17 protein-coding genes and 1 pseudogene are annotated in these 15,771 nt (G+C 65.1%); 15 read left to right on the forward strand and 3 right to left on the reverse strand.

What is annotated here, in order from left to right; translation table 11 throughout:
- The first annotated feature begins 28 nt into the window (after positions 1-28).
- Positions 29-670, forward strand: coding sequence for a DUF2062 domain-containing protein (locus tag AC1DVR_RS18910; protein ID WP_478002163.1), 642 nt, complete (start codon positions 29-31; stop codon positions 668-670).
- Between the two features lie 72 nt (positions 671-742).
- Entirely contained in the window at positions 743-1,498 is a 756-nt protein-coding gene (locus tag AC1DVR_RS18915; protein WP_478002164.1) for a pyridoxine 5'-phosphate synthase, read from the forward strand.
- Positions 1,499-1,720: 222 nt separating this feature from the next.
- Here AC1DVR_RS18915 and AC1DVR_RS18920 read toward each other — a convergent pair whose 3' ends face one another.
- The gene (locus AC1DVR_RS18920; protein ID WP_478002165.1) at positions 1,721-2,224 is read right to left on the reverse strand and encodes a hypothetical protein; all 504 of its coding nucleotides are present in this window, start codon (positions 2,222-2,224) and stop codon (positions 1,721-1,723) included.
- A gap of 144 nt (positions 2,225-2,368) precedes the next feature.
- Positions 2,369-2,878: a plastocyanin/azurin family copper-binding protein gene (locus AC1DVR_RS18925; protein ID WP_478002166.1), complete on the reverse strand. Its 510-nt coding sequence runs from the start codon at positions 2,876-2,878 to the stop codon at positions 2,369-2,371.
- Positions 2,879-3,158: 280 nt separating this feature from the next.
- On the opposite strand from AC1DVR_RS18925, the gene acpS reads away from it, so the two are divergent.
- From acpS to AC1DVR_RS18950, 5 genes are all read left to right on the forward strand, one after another.
- Positions 3,159-3,599 (forward strand): holo-ACP synthase, encoded by a 441-nt coding sequence (gene acpS, locus AC1DVR_RS18930; RefSeq protein ID WP_478002167.1) that lies wholly within the window; start codon positions 3,159-3,161, stop codon positions 3,597-3,599.
- A gap of 91 nt (positions 3,600-3,690) precedes the next feature.
- Entirely contained in the window at positions 3,691-4,491 is an 801-nt protein-coding gene (lepB, locus tag AC1DVR_RS18935; protein WP_478002168.1) for a signal peptidase I, read from the forward strand.
- Positions 4,492-4,608: 117 nt separating this feature from the next.
- The gene (rnc, locus tag AC1DVR_RS18940; RefSeq protein ID WP_478002179.1) at positions 4,609-5,295 is read left to right on the forward strand and encodes a ribonuclease III; all 687 of its coding nucleotides are present in this window, start codon (positions 4,609-4,611) and stop codon (positions 5,293-5,295) included.
- Entirely contained in the window at positions 5,292-6,236 is a 945-nt protein-coding gene (era, locus tag AC1DVR_RS18945) for a GTPase Era (RefSeq protein WP_478002169.1), read from the forward strand. The genes rnc and era overlap by 4 nt, the downstream gene beginning before the upstream one ends.
- Positions 6,237-6,353: 117 nt before the next feature.
- Positions 6,354-6,689, forward strand: a complete 336-nt coding sequence (locus tag AC1DVR_RS18950; protein ID WP_478002170.1) for a DUF1491 family protein — start codon at positions 6,354-6,356, stop codon at positions 6,687-6,689.
- Here AC1DVR_RS18950 and AC1DVR_RS18955 read toward each other — a convergent pair.
- On the reverse strand, positions 6,628-7,248 hold the full coding sequence (locus AC1DVR_RS18955; RefSeq protein WP_478002171.1) for a Pr6Pr family membrane protein: 621 nt from the start codon (positions 7,246-7,248) through the stop codon (positions 6,628-6,630). The two genes, AC1DVR_RS18950 and AC1DVR_RS18955, sit on opposite strands and share 62 nt — an antisense overlap.
- 78 nt (positions 7,249-7,326) lie before the next feature.
- Here AC1DVR_RS18955 and recO point away from each other — a divergent pair, with 78 nt between their 5' ends.
- The 8 genes and pseudogenes from recO to AC1DVR_RS18995 form a co-directional block, all read left to right on the forward strand.
- Entirely contained in the window at positions 7,327-8,037 is a 711-nt protein-coding gene (gene recO / locus AC1DVR_RS18960) for a DNA repair protein RecO (RefSeq protein WP_478002172.1), read from the forward strand.
- Between the two features lie 121 nt (positions 8,038-8,158).
- Positions 8,159-9,379 carry an MFS transporter gene (locus tag AC1DVR_RS18965; RefSeq protein WP_478002173.1) on the forward strand — a complete coding sequence of 407 codons (1,221 nt, stop codon included), beginning with the start codon at positions 8,159-8,161 and terminating at the stop codon, positions 9,377-9,379.
- Positions 9,380-9,469: 90 nt separating this feature from the next.
- A complete protein-coding gene (ttcA, locus tag AC1DVR_RS18970; protein WP_478002174.1) occupies positions 9,470-10,372 on the forward strand; it encodes a tRNA 2-thiocytidine(32) synthetase TtcA in 903 nt (300 codons plus the stop codon).
- Between the two features lie 74 nt (positions 10,373-10,446).
- Positions 10,447-12,006: a putative bifunctional diguanylate cyclase/phosphodiesterase gene (locus AC1DVR_RS18975; protein ID WP_478002175.1), complete on the forward strand. Its 1,560-nt coding sequence runs from the start codon at positions 10,447-10,449 to the stop codon at positions 12,004-12,006.
- Positions 12,007-12,176: 170 nt separating this feature from the next.
- Positions 12,177-14,036 (forward strand): membrane protein insertase YidC, encoded by a 1,860-nt coding sequence (gene yidC, locus AC1DVR_RS18980; protein ID WP_478002176.1) that lies wholly within the window; start codon positions 12,177-12,179, stop codon positions 14,034-14,036.
- Positions 14,033-14,779, forward strand: a complete 747-nt coding sequence (locus AC1DVR_RS18985) for an MOSC domain-containing protein (RefSeq protein ID WP_478002177.1) — start codon at positions 14,033-14,035, stop codon at positions 14,777-14,779. Before yidC ends, AC1DVR_RS18985 begins: the two co-directional genes overlap by 4 nt.
- The gene (yihA, locus tag AC1DVR_RS18990; protein WP_478002178.1) at positions 14,776-15,426 is read left to right on the forward strand and encodes a ribosome biogenesis GTP-binding protein YihA/YsxC; all 651 of its coding nucleotides are present in this window, start codon (positions 14,776-14,778) and stop codon (positions 15,424-15,426) included. The genes AC1DVR_RS18985 and yihA overlap by 4 nt, the downstream gene beginning before the upstream one ends.
- Positions 15,427-15,647: 221 nt before the next feature.
- Positions 15,648-15,771 (forward strand): annotated as a pseudogene (locus tag AC1DVR_RS18995) (IS1595-like element ISTne1 family transposase); the annotation flags it as partial.

Consider the following 15,771-nt stretch of genomic DNA (forward strand, 5'->3'; position numbering starts at 1 on the left):
CAACACCTTGGCTCGAAAGGGGGCAGATATGTTCAAACGCCGCACCCCCCAGACCTGGACCGAATGGTCCAAGGAACAGGTTTATCCCAAAGGCGGCTTCAAGCGGAGCGGCCGCTATCTCTGGCACCGGCTGCGCCGCCTGCCCGACCCGCCGCACCGCATCGCGCGCGGGGTCTTTGCCGGGACTTTCGTCAATTTCCCGCCGATCTTCGGCTTCCAGATCATCGCCGCCGCCGCCTTCGCCTGGGCCCTGCGCGGCAATATCCTGGCGGCGATTCTGGCCACGCTCCTGTCGAACCCGGTCACCACGCCGCTGATCGCGCTGGTCTCGCTCAACCTCGGCCACTGGATGCTCGGCACGCCCGAGGGGATCAGCATCAACGGCGTCTTTTCCGCCTTTGCCGCAGCGGGGGCCGATCTCTGGCACAATTTCCGCGCGATCTTCACCGCCGACACCGCGCATTGGGACGGGCTGATCCTGTTCTGGCACCGGATCTACTGGCCCTATCTTCTGGGCTCGATCCTGCCGGGCATCGCCACTTCGGCGCTGCTGGCCTGGGTGACGGTGCCGGTGCTGACCGCCTACCAGACGCTCTCCCGCCGCCGCAGGCAGCAACGCGCCGCCCTGCGCCGCCCGCAGCCGCCGCAGGACCCTGACGCCACGCCGTAAAACCTGCAAAGCGCCCTTTCCTTGCGCGCCCGATCCGGTCTAAGTAAGCGCCAAGGACAAAGGGGAGACGCCATGACTTCGCTTGGAAAACTGCGCCTTGGCGTGAACATCGACCATGTGGCCACCGTGCGCAACGCGCGCGGCACCGTCTGGCCCGACCCGCTGCGCGCGGCCCTCCTGGCCGAGGCTGCCGGCGCCGATGGCATCACGGCGCATTTGCGCGAAGACCGCCGCCACATCCGCGACAGCGACATGGCCGCGCTGAAAGCCGGTCTCGGCATCCCCCTGAACTTCGAATGCGCCGCGACCGAGGAGATGCAGGCCATCGTGCTGGCCACCCGTCCCCATGCCGTCTGCCTCGTCCCCGAAAAGCGGACCGAGCGCACCACCGAAGGTGGCCTCGACGTCGCAGGCGACGAGGCGCGTCTGAAGGCCTTCATCGCCCCGCTGCGCGATGCCGGCGCCCGGGTGTCGATGTTCATTGGCCATGCCGCGAACCAGATCGAAGCCTCGGCCCGCATCGGCGCCGCCGTGGTCGAACTGCACACCGGCCTTTATTCCGACCTCCACGCCGAAGGTAAACTGGCTGAGGCCGAGGCCGAGCTGCAGGCCCTGAAAGCCGGCGCCGCCCTCGCCCATTCCCTCGGGCTCGAGGTCCATGCCGGCCATGGCCTGACCTATGACAACGTGTCCCCGATCGCCGCGATCCCTGAGGTGATGGAGCTCAACATCGGCCATTTCCTGATCGGCGAGGCGATTTTCCTTGGCCTCGAGGATGCTATCGCCGAGATGCGCCACCGCATGGACCAGGCCCGCAGCGCGACCTGACCCCAAGCCCTCAATCGGCCAAAGACCCGATTTTTCGCAGAAAAATCGCCCCCTCCGCCGGCGGCAAGCCCCGATTTTTCGGCGAAAAATCGTCCCTGGCCAAAGCCGTGCGCTATCTGGTCACGCGCAGCATCCTCCACCCGCAACATCGCCCCCCTGCGCCACCCGGCAGCAGGGGGCACGATTTTTCGGCGAAAAATCGTCGCTGGCCCGGGCCGCGCGCTATTCGGTGACGGTCAGGATCGTCCACATGCCGTCGATGAAATGGCCCGGGATGTTGCAGTAGACGATGTATTTGCCCGGCTTCAGCTCCACCGTCAGGCTGCCGCTCTTGCCAGGGTCAAGCTCGGCCACCTCGCCCAGATGGCCGGCCTTCTCCTCATCGACGCGGTTCTCGTCCTTCAGATAGGGCAGTTCCGTCGCCCCCTCCGGCACCGGCGAGACGATCATCTCGTGGATGATATCCTTGCTGTCATTGGTGGCATCGAAGGTCACCTTGCCCGCCGCCACCGAGGTCTTGTCGAGCGTGATCCCCATCATCCCCATGCTGGCCATCTTCATGTCCATCATGCCCATCCGCTTCATATGGGCGTCGTCCATCACCATGGAATCCGGCCCCTTGTCCCAGAGCGAGACCTTGATCGTCGCATCGGCAAAGGCGGCCGTCACCGGCAAGCCGAGAAACAGGCCCAGGGTCGCAATCGTCAAACGTGCTGAATGTTTCATCTCTTTGGTCCTTGTCGGTCTCGGGCGAATTTGCCCTGCCCCATCAGGCGCCCGAACAGAAACCGCCGCCATGATGCAAGTCATGACGGCGGGATGATTTGCCGCAAGTTTCGGACCGCGCGGCGGCTCTGCCCGGGCGTTTGCCTAGTCGACGGTGATCTCGGTCCACATGCCATTCATGAAATGCGCCGGGATGTTGCAGAACAGGATGTATTTGCCCGGCTTCAGATCGACCGTCAGCGCCCCCGACTTGCCCGGGTCAAGCTCGGAGACCTCGCCGAGGTGCCCTGCGGCGTCCTCGTCCACCTTCAGCTGGTCGGCGAGATAGGGCAGCGGCTTGCCCCCGGCGGGCAGCGGCGAAAGGATCATCTCGTGCACGATGTCCTTGGAGGCATTGGTCACCTCGAAGGTCACCTTGCCGGCCTTGACGGTCTGGGCATCGGCCTTCACGCCGACCATCGCCATCTTCATGGCCGCAGCGGCCCCGGGGCTGCCGAGGCCCATCGGATGCGCGTCATCCGGCGTGGCCGAGTCCGGCCCCTTGTCCCAGAGCGTGACTTTCACGACCGCGGCCTGCGCGGCAAAGGCCGTGCCGCCGAAGGCCAGAAGCGTCGCAGCGGCAATTCGGGTCATCGTGGTGGAAAGCTTCGTCATCTTGATGTCCATGCTTGGTACGGGCCTGGATGCCCGGGGCTCACTAACCGTCTGCCGCAGCGCAGCACCATGCGCCAAAGGCTGAGGAGCCTCCGCCTCAGGGGGTCTGCAACCCAAGTTGCACGCGGCGTTCCGCCCGGCGTTGCGCGGAACATCGCGCAGAACCTGACCCGGCATCTGGCTCCGAAACCCGCCCCGCTTCTGCTGGACAGCGCCGCCCGGCGCCCCTAGGTTGCGCTCCGACCGTGGGGGAAACCCCCAACAGACAGGGCAAGACGGCATGATCCTCGGCATCGGTGCGGACCTCGCGAATATCGAGCGGATCGAGGGCACCATCGCCCGTTTCGGCCCGCGCTTCCTCAACCGGGTCTTCACCCCCGTCGAACAGGCCAAGGCCGACAGCCGCCCGCGCAATGTGGCCGCCACCTATGCCAAACGCTGGGCGGCGAAGGAGGCCTGCTCCAAGGCGCTTGGCACCGGCCTCAGGATGGGGATCGCCTGGCGCGACATGGCGGTGGGCAATCTCTGGACCGGCCAGCCCACGCTGCACCTGACCGGCTGGGCCGCCGACCGCCTGACCGCCATGACCCCGCCCGGCCACCACGCCGTCCTGCACCTCACCCTCACCGACGACCACCCCTGGGCCCAGGCCTTCGTCGTGATCGAGGCGCTGCCGCTCGCCCAACCGGCCCCCATCCCGCCCGAGTTCGCACCAAGTTGACCGCCGGCATCCCCCGGCACGGCCCCTTTGCCTTGACTCGCCGGGCCTTCCCGCGCATCTAGCCTCCGAACCAATGAGGAAAGCCCCTTTCATGGCATCCAAGGACAAGTCCGACGGCGGCATCGTCGAAACCATCAAGACCGTCGTCTATGCGCTTCTGATCGCGGGCCTGTTCCGCACGCTCCTGCTGCAACCCTTCTGGATTCCTTCCGAATCCATGAAGGACACGCTGCTGATCGGCGACTTCCTCTTTGTGAACAAGATGGCCTACGGCTATTCGAAATACTCCTGCCCGATGGCCGCCTGCCCGATCTCGGGCCGCATCAAACTCCCGCTCCTGTCGGGCGATCCGCAGCGCGGCGACGTGGTGGTCTTCCGCCACCCGGTCAATGGCGAGGATTACATCAAGCGTCTGATCGGCCTGCCCGGCGACAAGATCCAGATGAAGGACGGCCTTCTCTACATCAACGGCGAAGTGGCCCCCCAGGTGCCCGATGGCGTCTTCCAGGAGGTCTACGAGAAGCAGGGCTCGATGGGCGGCACGCCGCGCTGCTCCAACGCCCCGGTGGGCGAGGGCGGCACCTGCGAGAAGATCCGTTCGATCGAGACTCTGCCGAATGGCGTCAAGCATGACGTGTTGAACATCGACACCAACGGCGATGCCGACAACACCGATGTCTTCACCGTCCCCGCCGGCAGCTATTTCTTCATGGGCGACAACCGCGACAACTCGATGGACAGCCGCTACAGCCAGAGCGTCGGCGGCGTGGGTTTCGTTCCGGCCGAATATCTGATCGGCCGCGCCGATCGGATCATGTTCTCCTCCGCCGGCTCCTCGCTGTTCCAGTTCTGGACCTGGCGCTCGGACCGCTACTTCAAAGCGATCCAGTGACCCGCGCATGACAGAGGCCTTTTCGCCCCCTATACTGCGGTTCTTCGGTACAGCCTCGCGCAAGCGGGGCTGGATCGTTTTCAGCCCCACCCCTGACACAGGCGCCGCCGCATGGCTGTGAAGCTTTCGACCGACCTGCAGATCTTTTCCAAGCGCATCGGCTATGCCTTCCGCGAGCCTTCCCTGCTGATCCAGGCGCTGACCCATGCCTCGATGTCGTCGTCCACCAGGGCCGACAACCAGCGCCTTGAATTTCTGGGCGACCGCGTGCTGGGTCTCGTCATGGCCGAGGCGCTCCTCTCCGCCGACACCGCCGCCGCCGAGGGGCAACTGGCCCCGCGCTTCAACGCGCTCGTCCGCAAGGAGACCTGCGCCGACGTCGCCCGCGAGCATGGTCTGGGCGAGGTCCTGAAACTCGGAAGGTCCGAGATGATCTCCGGTGGCCGCCGCAAAGAGGCGCTTCTGGGCGATGCGATGGAGGCGGTGATTGCCGCCGTCTACCTCGACGCCGGTTTTGACGCCGCCCGCAGCCTGATCCTGCAGCTCTGGGGCAAGCGCATCAATGCGGTCGAGGCGGATGCACGTGACGCCAAGACCAGCCTGCAGGAATGGGCGCAAGGCCGTGGCATGGCGCCGCCGAGCTATACCGAAGCGGCCCGCGAAGGGCCGGACCATCAGCCGATCTTCACCGTCCGGGTGACGCTGGCCGATGGCAAAACCGAAGAGGCCCGCGCCGGATCAAAGCGGCAGGCCGAACAAATGGCAGCGCGGGCCCTGCTCGCGCGGATAGAGGGTAAGAGATGACCGACGAAGTCAAAGCCGACAATGCACCGCACCGGGCGGGCTTCGTCGCCCTGATCGGCGAGCCGAATGCCGGGAAATCGACGCTGCTGAACAAGATGGTCGGGGCCAAGGTCTCGATCGTGACGCACAAGGTCCAGACCACCCGCACCCGGATTCGCGGTGTGGCGATGCAGGACGCCAGCCAGATCGTCTTCGTCGACACGCCCGGCATCTTCCGCCCGCGCCGCCGCCTCGACCGCTCGATGGTCGCTGCCGCCTGGGGCGGTGCCGCCGATGCCGATGTGATCGTCCTGCTGATCGAGGCGCACCGTGGCCTGACCGAGGGCGCCAAGGCCATCATCGACGGCTTGAAAGACCGCTTCCCCTCGGGCGGGCAGGTCGCTTTGGCGATCAACAAGATCGACAAGGTCAAGGCCGAGACGCTGTTGCAGCTCGCCGAAGAGGCCAACACCCTCTTCCCCTTCACGACCACCTTCATGATCTCGGCCGAGCGCGGCCACGGCGTCGACAAGCTGAAGACCTGGCTCGCCGAAACCGTGCCGGAAGGCCACTGGTTCTACCCCGAAGACCAGATCGCCGACCTGCCCGAACGCCAGATCGCCGCCGAGATGACGCGCGAGAAACTGACCCTGCGCCTGCACGAGGAACTGCCCTACCAGCTGACGGTCGAGACCGAAAACTGGGAGGATCAGCCCGACGGCTCCGCCAAGATCAGCCAGATCATCTATGTCGCCCGCGACGGTCACAAGGGCATCATCCTCGGCAACAAGGGCGAGACGATCAAGGCCATCGGCATCGCCGCCCGCGCCGAAATCTCCGCCTTCCTCGGCCGCACGGTCCATCTGTTCCTTGAGGTGAAGGTCCGCCCGAACTGGCTGGAAGAGCCCGAGCGCTACACCGAGATGGGCCTCGATTTCAAAGACGGCAACGCGCCGAAATAGGGCGTGCACGGGGCGGTGAAATCGTAAACGAAACCCTAACGGAGTTTTTATTTCCGTTATGGTTCAATGATTTGACAAACCTTGCACGCGTGCAATCGCGTGCAAAAGGGGGCTAAAATGGGCTTTCGTCTGGCCAGCGGCATCTGGGTCTCGGCCTATCTCAACCGCCTGAGGCTGGCCGATATCCCGGCCTATGTGACGCAAAAAGGCGACACAACCGCCGGCGCCGTCATCGTCAAGGTCGCCACCCTGAACGGCCAGGCCCGCGCCTTTCAACGCAGCTTCGACCTCGCCGCCGACGCCCGGATCTGGATCCTCCTGACCGAAGGCCCCGAGGTCGAGGTCGACGCCCACCTCACCCGCCAGAAAGCCCGCGACCGCGACCTCTGGGTCATCGAACTCGAAGACCGCCAGGGCCGCACCCTTCTGGAGGAAGACGGCCTCTCCGACTGATCCCGATCCCCCAAATCACCACCCCGCCGAGGGCAAAGCCAAGCAGGATGCCGCCCAGATTGACCGCAACCTGCGCCCCGGACAGCTTCGACAGATCGAGGAACGGATAAGGATAGATCCCGGTCGCCGCCCCCCTGATGAGGGCATAGGGCCCGTAAAGCACCGGCGGCAGCAGCCACAAGGGCAGCGCCCGCAGCCGCAGCCCTCCCGCGCCCCAGATCAGCCACCAGACCAGGGTCAGCACCGGCACCGCCCGATGCAGCAGGAAATCCGGATACCAATGCGGCGCCGGCATGGGCTGCGGCAGGGCGAGGACAAAGTGATAGACCAGCCCCACCATCACGATCGCCAGCGTCGCCGTGGCCTGCCAATTCCGCCCCAGGTGAAACCCGAGCGTGACAGCCACCAGAAGGTTCGCAAAGTTGGTGAAATACCGCAGCATCAGCCAAAGCCGGATCCCGACGCCCGACAGGCCCGGCTTGGCGGCATTGATCTCGAATTGCCAGAACAACCCGCCCAGGGCGAGGGCGACAATCAAAAGGGCGAAAGCGCGGCGCATGGGGCCATGATCCTTGGCCAAAGCCTCCGGTCAACGGATTTCTTGCGCCCGCCCCGCGGCCCGGCGATACTCCCCCTTATGGAATGGCGGGACGAGGGCGCGCTTCTTTCCGTGCGGCTGCACGGCGAAAGCTCGGCGATCATCGAGGTTTTCACGGCCAGCCACGGCCGGCATCTGGGCATCGTCCGGGGCGGAGCTTCGCGCCGGATGGCCGGGGTGCTGCAGCCCGGCGCCCAGCTGGCCCTGGTCTGGCAGGCGCGGCTGGATGAGCATCTGGGCCACTTCAAGGCCGAACCCCTGCACGCCCGCGCCGCCCTCTGGGCCGACCGCGCCGCCCTCGATGCCCTGAACGCGGTCTGTGCCCTTCTCCATGCGGCCCTGCCCGAACGCGCCAGCCACCCCGGGTTTTACGACCAGACCATCCGCCTTCTGGACCGGATGGAGGCCGGGGTAGACTGGCAGGTCGCCTTTCTTCTGTGGGAGGTCGCTTTGCTGGAGGAGATGGGCTACGGCCTCGACCTGTCCAGCTGTGCGGTGACCGGCGCCACTCAGGACCTCGCCTTCATCTCGCCGCGCACCGGGCGGGCGGTGTCGCGCGCGGCCGCCGCCGACTGGGCGCCGCGGCTGCTGCCCCTGCCCCGCATCCTCAGCCTGCACGACGGCACCGCCGCCGAGGTGGCCGAGGGGCTGGCGGTGACCGGTCATTTCCTGACCCGCGCGCTGCCCGACGCCCCCCTGCCCGAGGCCCGCAGCCGCCTTCTTGCCCAACTGGCCAAACCGGGCGGCTGACCCCCCGCCAAGTCGTTGCGAGAAAGCCCGCCCAAAAGGCAAAGTCCCGCAGCCTTCGCCCATTATTCCGTCGCGGACCGACTCAACCCGTCGCATCAAGGCCAGACGGGGCGGCGCGCGCGTGGTTTCGATAGCCATGGCCGCCGATCATTTCCCCCTGCCCCGCACCCCCGCGCTTTGGAACTTTGCCCTTCTGGCGGGGCTTGAGGCCTGTGTCAGGGGCTCGCTCATCTCGGTCATGCCGCTGGTGGTGCGCGATGCGATGGGGTCCACGGTGGGCTCCTCCAAGGCCTATTTCATCGTCGGCCTGATCTCGATGACCTGGGGGCTCATGGTGCCCTGGTTCACCCGGGTCGTGCCGCGGCGCTGGATGTATACCGGCGGCTGTCTTCTGTACTTCCTCGGCATGGCTTTGGCCTTCGTCGGCACGCCCCTGTCGGTCACCCTGTCCCTGATGGCCAATGCGATGGCCACGGCGACCACCTTCGTCTGCTTCAACGCCTATGTGCTGGACTATGTCGAGCGCGAGAATCTGGGCCGTGGGCAAAGCTTGCAGATGTTCTTTGCGGCCACACCCTGGGCGGTCGGGCCGATGCTGGGGGTCTGGCTGCATTCGGTCTGGCGGCCGGCGCCTTTCCTGATGGCGGGCTGCTTTGCCCTGGCACTGGTCATCGCCTTCTGGGTGCTGCGGCTGGGCAATGGCAAGGCCATCTCGCGCGCCAGGGGGCCGACGATCAACCCGCTGGCCTACCTCGGCCGCTTCTTCGCCCAGCCGAGGCTGATCGCCGGGTGGAGCTTTGCCGTCATCCGCTCGACCGGCTGGTGGGTCTATGTCGTCTACCTGCCCTATTTCTGCATCGAGCAGGGCCTCGGGCCCAATGTCGGCGGCACCGCCCTTTCGGTATCGAACGCGCTCTTGTTCCTCGCCCCGGCGCTGTTGAAATTCGCCCGGCGCTCCTCGGTGCGGATCTCGGTCCGGCGCGCCTTTGCGATCTGCGGCGGCCTGTTCTTCCTGGCGAGCCTGGTGGCCCCGCTGCCCTGGCTCGCGGTGGCGGCCCTGATGCTGGCCTCGACCATGCTGGTGACGCTGGATGTGGTCGGTGGCCTGCCGTTCCTGATGAGCGTCAAACCCTCGGAGCGGACCGAGATGTCGGCGATCTATTCCAGTTTCCGCGACGTCTCCTCGGTTGTCACACCCGGCATGGCCTGGGCCGTGCTGGCCGTGGGGCCGACCGCCGCCATCTTCACCGCGACCGGGGCGCTGATGGGTCTGGCCTTCACCGTGGCGGGCAAGCTGCACCCGAGGCTCGGCACGCCCCGCCCCTCGCGCGGCAGAGCCTGAACGGCAGGGGTTGAACGGCGGGGCCTGAGCGGCACGGAGTCTGGCCAACGACCCGCCTTTCTGGCATAGGCTGGCCCAAAGAGGTGCAACATGCTGGATGATGAAACCGATTTCGACGATGCCGCCGGCCCGGATGGCGCCGAGATCCATCCGCTGTTCTTTGGCGCCCCGCAATCGACCGAATTTCGCAAGCTGCGCAAACGCCTCGTGCGCGAGGTTCGCTCGGCCATCGACACCTATGGCATGATCGAACGCGGCGCGCGCTGGCTGGTGTGTCTTTCGGGCGGCAAGGACAGCTACACCCTTCTGGCGGTGCTGACCGAGCTGAAATGGCGTGGCCTGCTGCCGGTGGACCTGCTGGCCTGCAACCTCGATCAGGGCCAGCCCGGCTTTCCCGCCACTGTCCTGCCGGAGTTTCTGACCCGGATGGGCGTGCCGCACCGGATCGAGTATCAGGACACCTATTCCGTCGTCACCTCCAAGATCAAACCGGGCGGCACGATGTGCTCCTTGTGCTCGCGCCTGCGGCGGGGGAATCTCTACCGCGTGGCCCGCGAGGAGGGTTGCTCCGCCGTGGTCCTGGGCCATCACCGCGATGATATCCTTGAGACTTTCTTCATGAACCTGTTCCACGGCGGCAGGCTGGCTTCGATGCCGCCCAAGCTCTTGAACGAGGAGGGCGACCTGTTTCTCTATCGCCCGCTGTCCTTCGTTTCCGAGGCCGATTGCGAGAAATTCGCCCGGGCGATGAACTATCCGATCATCCCCTGCGACCTCTGCGGCAGCCAGGAAGGCCTGCAGCGCGCCCAGGTCAAGAAGCTGCTGGACGAATGGGAGACCCGCACCCCCGGCCGCCGCCAGATCATGTTCCGCTCGTTGATGAACGTGCGCCCCTCGCATCTGGCCGACCCCGGCCTGTTCGATTTCGCCGGATTGCTGCGGAATACTGAAGAAATTGGGGAAAATCCTCCGCAACTTCGGGATGTGGATTAAGGAACGCTTCGTAATCGGCTTCTAGGTTGGCTCGGACGCGGACTGCCATCCGCGCTCGCAGAGGAGCCCATCCCATGACCGTTCGCGACCGGACTCATGCCGTCTCTCAAGCTTTCAGGGGGCTCAGGTGGCTTGCAGGACAGTTCCGCCGCCCCGAGCTTATGGTTTTTGTCCCGGCGGTGACCCTTGCGGCCTTCTGGCTGGGCGGGGAAAGGGTGCTGATCCTGACGGCCCTCGGCGCGCCCTTACTGTTCACGATCGCCGGGGCTTGCGGCTTCAGTGCCGGGCCACAGGCGCTGCTGCCGGACGCGCTCAGCGGGCTGGCCCTGCGCACGCAGATGGTGGCCATTCTTGAAAAGATCCTGCGCGATGCGCCGATCACCGGGCTGAACACGGCCTGTGTGGTGGTGCAGTTCGACGGGATGACCGAATTGGTCGATCAGCACGGCCGATCGGCCCAGACCGAGATTCTGACCCGCTGTGCCGAACGCCTCTGCGCGGCCCTGCGCACTGGCGACGTGGTGGCCCGGCTGGAGGGCGGCGGTTTCGCCGTCGCCGTCAGCCCGGGGCGGCGGCTCGACCTCGAAAGCACGATCCAGCTCGCCGCGCGCCTGCAATCGGCCCTGACCGCGCCGATCAGCCTGAATGGCGCGCGGATCTATGTGACCGCCTCGATTGGCTTTTGCCTGGGCGAACGGGCGCCGGACGCGACGGGGGCGGGCCTGCTGGACGCGGCCCAGGTTGCCGCGGACGAGGCGTTGCGCAATGGACCCGGGGCGATCCGGGCCTATGCGCCGGATATGACCCGCACCCGCGCCGACCGCGACGCGCTGCGCGAGGATCTGGAAATTGCGCTGGACGAAGGCCAGATCCGCGCCCATTTCCAACCGCAAATCTCGACCGACACCGGCGCCATCTCCGGCTTCGAGGCGCTGGCGCGCTGGCATCACCCGACCCGCGGCCTGATCTCGCCCGCCGATTTCCTGCCCGCGATCGAGAATTGCGGCCTGTCCACCCGGTTGAGCGAGGTCATGGTCTACAACGCCCTGATGGCGCTGACCCGCTGGGACAAGGCGGGTTACAAGGTGCCGACGGTTGCGGTCAACTTCTCCAAATCCGAATTGCGCAGCCCGGGCCTCGCCAGCAAGCTCAAGTGGGAGCTGGACCGCTTCAACCTGACCACCGACCGGCTGACCGTCGAAATCCTCGAAACCGTGGTGGCCGATACCGAAAATGACGTGATCGTCTCCAACATTGCCGCGGTGGCCCAGATGGGCTGCGGCGTGGATCTTGACGATTTCGGCACCGGCCATGCCTCCATCACCTCGATCCGCCGCTTCTCGGTGCGGCGCATCAAGATCGACCGCAGCTTCGTGACCAAACTGGACGAGGACCGCGAACAGCAGAAGGTCGTCTCGGCGATCCTGTCGATGGCCGAACGGCTGGGGATGGAGACCCTGGCCGAAGGCGTGGAAACCCCCGGCGAACATGCGATGCTGGGCCAGCTTGGCTGCAACCATGTGCAGGGCTTCGGCATCGCCCGCCCGATGCCGGTGGATGAGACGCTCGACTGGATGGCGCGCCACGTCGCCCGTCAATCCGGCGCGCCACGCATCGGCAACCGTGCCCGCTGAGGCATCGGGCACAGGCAAGCCCGCGGCAAGGCCCGGATGATCCCCGCTTTTGCCCCCTCGCGGCACAGGAGTCCCGCCCAGCCCCTTGGTTTACGGCGAAACCGCTTGACCTTTTGCCCCCCCTGTCGTTGAACGTCGCCTGATTCAGCTCAAGAACGGCGGCAGTCCCCATGGACGATCAGAACAAGAACCTTCTCCTCGCAACGGTGCTTTCGGCCCTGGTCATCGTGATCTGGTTTGTCGCCGGCCCCATGCTCTTCCCCAGTTGGTTCCCGAAAGAGACGCCGACCCTGACCGCCCTGCCGCCCGAGACGGCGACGGCCGTCACGCCGCCCGCGGCCTCCACCTCGCCCGCTTTGACTGCGACGCCCGAACCTCAGGCGCCGCGTTTGACGGTGGATACGCCCAAACTCACCGGCAGCATCTCGCTGCTGGGCGGTCGGATCGACGATCTGTCGCTGAAAACCTATCACGAGACGGTCGACCCGAGCTCGCCCACCGTCAAGCTGCTGTCTTCAGTCGGCACCGCCAAACCCTATTACGCCGTTTTCGGCTTTGGCGCCGGTCAAGGCACCGACGAGGCCGATGTCCCCGGCTCCAAGACGCTGTGGACGGCACCCGCGGGCGAGACGCTGACCCCGACCACGCCGGTGACCTTGACCTGGACCAACAGCAAGGGCCTGACCTTTACCCGCACCATCTCGGTCGACGGGAACTTCATGTTCACCATCAGCGACACCGTCAGCAATGCCGGCACCGCCGAGGCGCATGTCTATCCCTATGGAATCATTGCGCGCCACGGCCTGCCCAAGCTGGAAGGCGTCTATGTCGTCCATGAAGGCCCGGTCAGCCGCATCGACGGCAGCATCACCGAGCAGAAATACTCCGACCTGCCCAAGCTGGACGCGTTCGAAGGCGTCAACGGCAAGCAGATGGAAAGCAAGGGCGACGGCTGGCTTGGCTTCACCGACCACTACTGGATGACGACCCTGATCCCCGATCAGGGCAAGCCCTTCACCGCGGTGGAAAAATACACGCCGACCGCCGACATCTACCAGGCCGAGATCCGCCAGCCGACCATGGCAATCGCCCCGGGCGCCTCGGCCACGACCTCGACCCGGTTCTTCGCCGGCGCCAAGGAATGGGAGACCATCGTCGCCTATGAAAACGACCCCGGCCTGCTGCTGCGCCTCTTCGGCTACAAGGCAAGTGCGGACGTGCAGGCCGTACCGGGTTTCATCGACTCGATCGACTGGGGCTGGTTCTTCTTCCTGACCAAGCCGATCTTTTTTGTGCTGCACGAACTGCACCGCCTGATCGGCAACATGGGTCTCGCGATAATCAGCCTGACCTTCTTCCTGAAGCTGCTGGTCCTGCCCTTGGCTTACAAGAGCTATGTCTCGATGGCCCGGATGAAGGAATTGCAGCCCGAACTGGAGGCGTTGAAGGCCAAGGCCGGCGACGACAAGGCCAAGCTGCAGCGCGACATGATGGCGCTGTACAAGGAAAAGAAGGTCAATCCGGCGGCGGGCTGTTTGCCGATCTTCATCCAGATCCCGATTTTCTTCAGCCTTTACAAGGTGATCTACGTCACGATCGAGCTGCGCCAGTCCCCCTTCGTGGGCTGGATCAAAGACCTCTCGATGCCTGACACCTCGACCCTGTTCAACTTCTTCGGCCTCCTGCCGTGGAGCGCGCCGGATGCGACCAGCATGCTGCATACGGTGTTCATCGGGCTGCTGCCGATCCTGCTGGGCGTGTCGATGTGGCTGCAACAGAAGCTGAACCCGGCGCCCCCGGACCCGGCGCAGGCGCAGATCATGGCCTGGATGCCCTGGATCTTCATGTTCATGCTCGGCCGTTTCGCTTCGGGTCTGGTGCTGTACTGGATCACCAACAACACGATCACCTTTGCCCAGCAGTACATCATCATGTGGAGCCACGGCAAAAGGCCTGACATATTCGGCAATATCCGCGCCAAGGCGAAACCCGTGGCGGCGAACAGTCCGAAGGCGCCGAGCAAAAAATGACAGGTCGGTTGACCCATATCTTCCGCCACCCGATCAAGGCACACGGACGCGAGGCTCTCGCGTCCGTTGCGCTTTCGGCAGGAGAGGCTTTGCCCTGGGACCGCCGCTGGGCCGTAGCTCATGAGGCGGCGCGGATCTCGCCGGGCTGGAACAACTGCAACAGCTTCCTGCGCGGGGTGAAATCGCCGCAACTGATGGCGATGGAAGCGCGTTTTGATGAGGCTTCTCAACGGGTTCACCTGTCGCAACCGAAGATCGGCGCCCTGTCGGTGAACCCCGATGACGAGGGCGATGCCGCCCGCCTGATCGATTGGGTGCGCCCGCTGATCCCGCAGGATCGGGCGCAGCCGGTCAAGATCGTGCGCTTTGACGGCGGGATGACGGACAGCGATTATCCGACGGTCTCGATTCTGAACCTTGCCTCGCTGGCCGATCTGTCGGCGCGGATGGAGATGGATCTGTCGATCCACCGCTGGCGGGCGAATTTCTGGATCGACGGGCTGGCGCCCTGGGGGGAATTTGACTGGATTGGCAAGCACTTGGCGATCGGGGATGCTGTTCTGGAAGTCACAGAACGCATCGGGCGCTGTCGCGCCACCTGCGTCAACCCCGTCACGGGCGAAGTCGAGGGCGAGACGCTTGCGGCCCTCACCCAGGCCTTTGGCCACACGGATTTTGGAATTTTCGCCCGGGTGATCCGGGGCGGAACGGTCGCCCTTGGCGACGAATGGAGCCTGCAATGAGCCTGACTTTCCCCCTCGCCGAAGAACCGGAATTCGAGGCCAGCGAGAAGGGCCGGCTGTTGTTCGCGGGCCCGGTTGACTTCCTCAAAGGCGTGGTCGCCATGGTGCATATGCCCCCGGCCGACCGGCTGGAGGTCTGCTTTGCCGGGCGCTCCAATGTGGGGAAGTCCAGCCTGATCAATGCCTTGACCGGGCGCAAGAACCTCGCCCGCGCCTCGAACACGCCGGGCCGGACGCAGGAGATCAACTTCTTCACCCTGGGGGAGACGCGCTATCTTGTCGACCTGCCGGGCTATGGCTATGCCGAGGCGCCGGTGGCGGTGGTGGCGAAATGGCAGGCCTTGCTGAAGCAATATCTCGCCGGGCGGCAGACGTTGCGCCGGGCCTTTGTGCTGATCGACACGCGGCATGGCGTGAAGGAAGTTGATGAAGAGATTCTGACCCTTCTCGACAAATCCGCCGTGACTTTCCAGGTCGTGATGACCAAGGCCGACAAGGTCAACCGCGAGACGCGGGAGGCCAATATCGCCCAGGTGCAGAATGCGCTGAAGAAGCACCCGGCGGCCTATCCGGAGATCATCGTGACCTCCTCGGAGAAGGGTGAGGGGATCGAGACCCTGCGCGCGATCATCGCGACTCTGGTGTGAGAGCGCGGGGTTAACCAGCAGAAAACGCTGGGAAAACGCGGTCTTGCTTGCGTCTTTTTTCCGTCTTCCTTCCGTCTCTACGCGCGGGAGAGAGGGAAGCCGTTAACCTTTGATGCGAATCGCCACGATTTTTCGGCGAAAAATCGACTGGTACCGAATTTTCGCCGAGGGTCTTGACTAGCATAGAGCCAGAAAACTGGCGCAATGCTATGAAAAGGCTTATGAATCGCTACGCAAAAAGTTCGAAACTTTCTGAAGCCCAATTTCGGGCCTTCATCAGGCTCGTCGCGGCCGATCTCACGGCCAGTCAGATCGCGCAGGTCAGCGGCCTCAACCGCAACACGG

The sequence above is a fragment of the Rhodobacter sp. P2_H5 genome (assembly GCF_056403335.1).

Bases quoted from the DNA above. Each gene is read 5' to 3' on its own strand.
- AC1DVR_RS18910 (WP_478002163.1), top strand. From the start codon at position 29: ATGTTCAAACGCCGCACCCCCCAGACCTGGACCGAATGGTCCAAGGAA.
- AC1DVR_RS18915 (WP_478002164.1), top strand. From the start codon at position 743: ATGACTTCGCTTGGAAAACTGCGCCTTGGCGTGAACATCGACCATGTG.
- AC1DVR_RS18920 (WP_478002165.1), bottom strand. From the start codon at position 2,224: ATGAAACATTCAGCACGTTTGACGATTGCGACCCTGGGCCTGTTTCTC.
- AC1DVR_RS18925 (WP_478002166.1), bottom strand. From the start codon at position 2,878: ATGACGAAGCTTTCCACCACGATGACCCGAATTGCCGCTGCGACGCTT.
- acpS (WP_478002167.1), top strand. From the start codon at position 3,159: ATGATCCTCGGCATCGGTGCGGACCTCGCGAATATCGAGCGGATCGAG.
- lepB (WP_478002168.1), top strand. From the start codon at position 3,691: ATGGCATCCAAGGACAAGTCCGACGGCGGCATCGTCGAAACCATCAAG.
- era (WP_478002169.1), top strand. From the start codon at position 5,292: ATGACCGACGAAGTCAAAGCCGACAATGCACCGCACCGGGCGGGCTTC.
- AC1DVR_RS18950 (WP_478002170.1), top strand. From the start codon at position 6,354: ATGGGCTTTCGTCTGGCCAGCGGCATCTGGGTCTCGGCCTATCTCAAC.
- AC1DVR_RS18955 (WP_478002171.1), bottom strand. From the start codon at position 7,248: ATGCGCCGCGCTTTCGCCCTTTTGATTGTCGCCCTCGCCCTGGGCGGG.
- recO (WP_478002172.1), top strand. From the start codon at position 7,327: ATGGAATGGCGGGACGAGGGCGCGCTTCTTTCCGTGCGGCTGCACGGC.
- ttcA (WP_478002174.1), top strand. From the start codon at position 9,470: ATGCTGGATGATGAAACCGATTTCGACGATGCCGCCGGCCCGGATGGC.
- AC1DVR_RS18975 (WP_478002175.1), top strand. From the start codon at position 10,447: ATGACCGTTCGCGACCGGACTCATGCCGTCTCTCAAGCTTTCAGGGGG.
- yidC (WP_478002176.1), top strand. From the start codon at position 12,177: ATGGACGATCAGAACAAGAACCTTCTCCTCGCAACGGTGCTTTCGGCC.
- AC1DVR_RS18985 (WP_478002177.1), top strand. From the start codon at position 14,033: ATGACAGGTCGGTTGACCCATATCTTCCGCCACCCGATCAAGGCACAC.
- yihA (WP_478002178.1), top strand. From the start codon at position 14,776: ATGAGCCTGACTTTCCCCCTCGCCGAAGAACCGGAATTCGAGGCCAGC.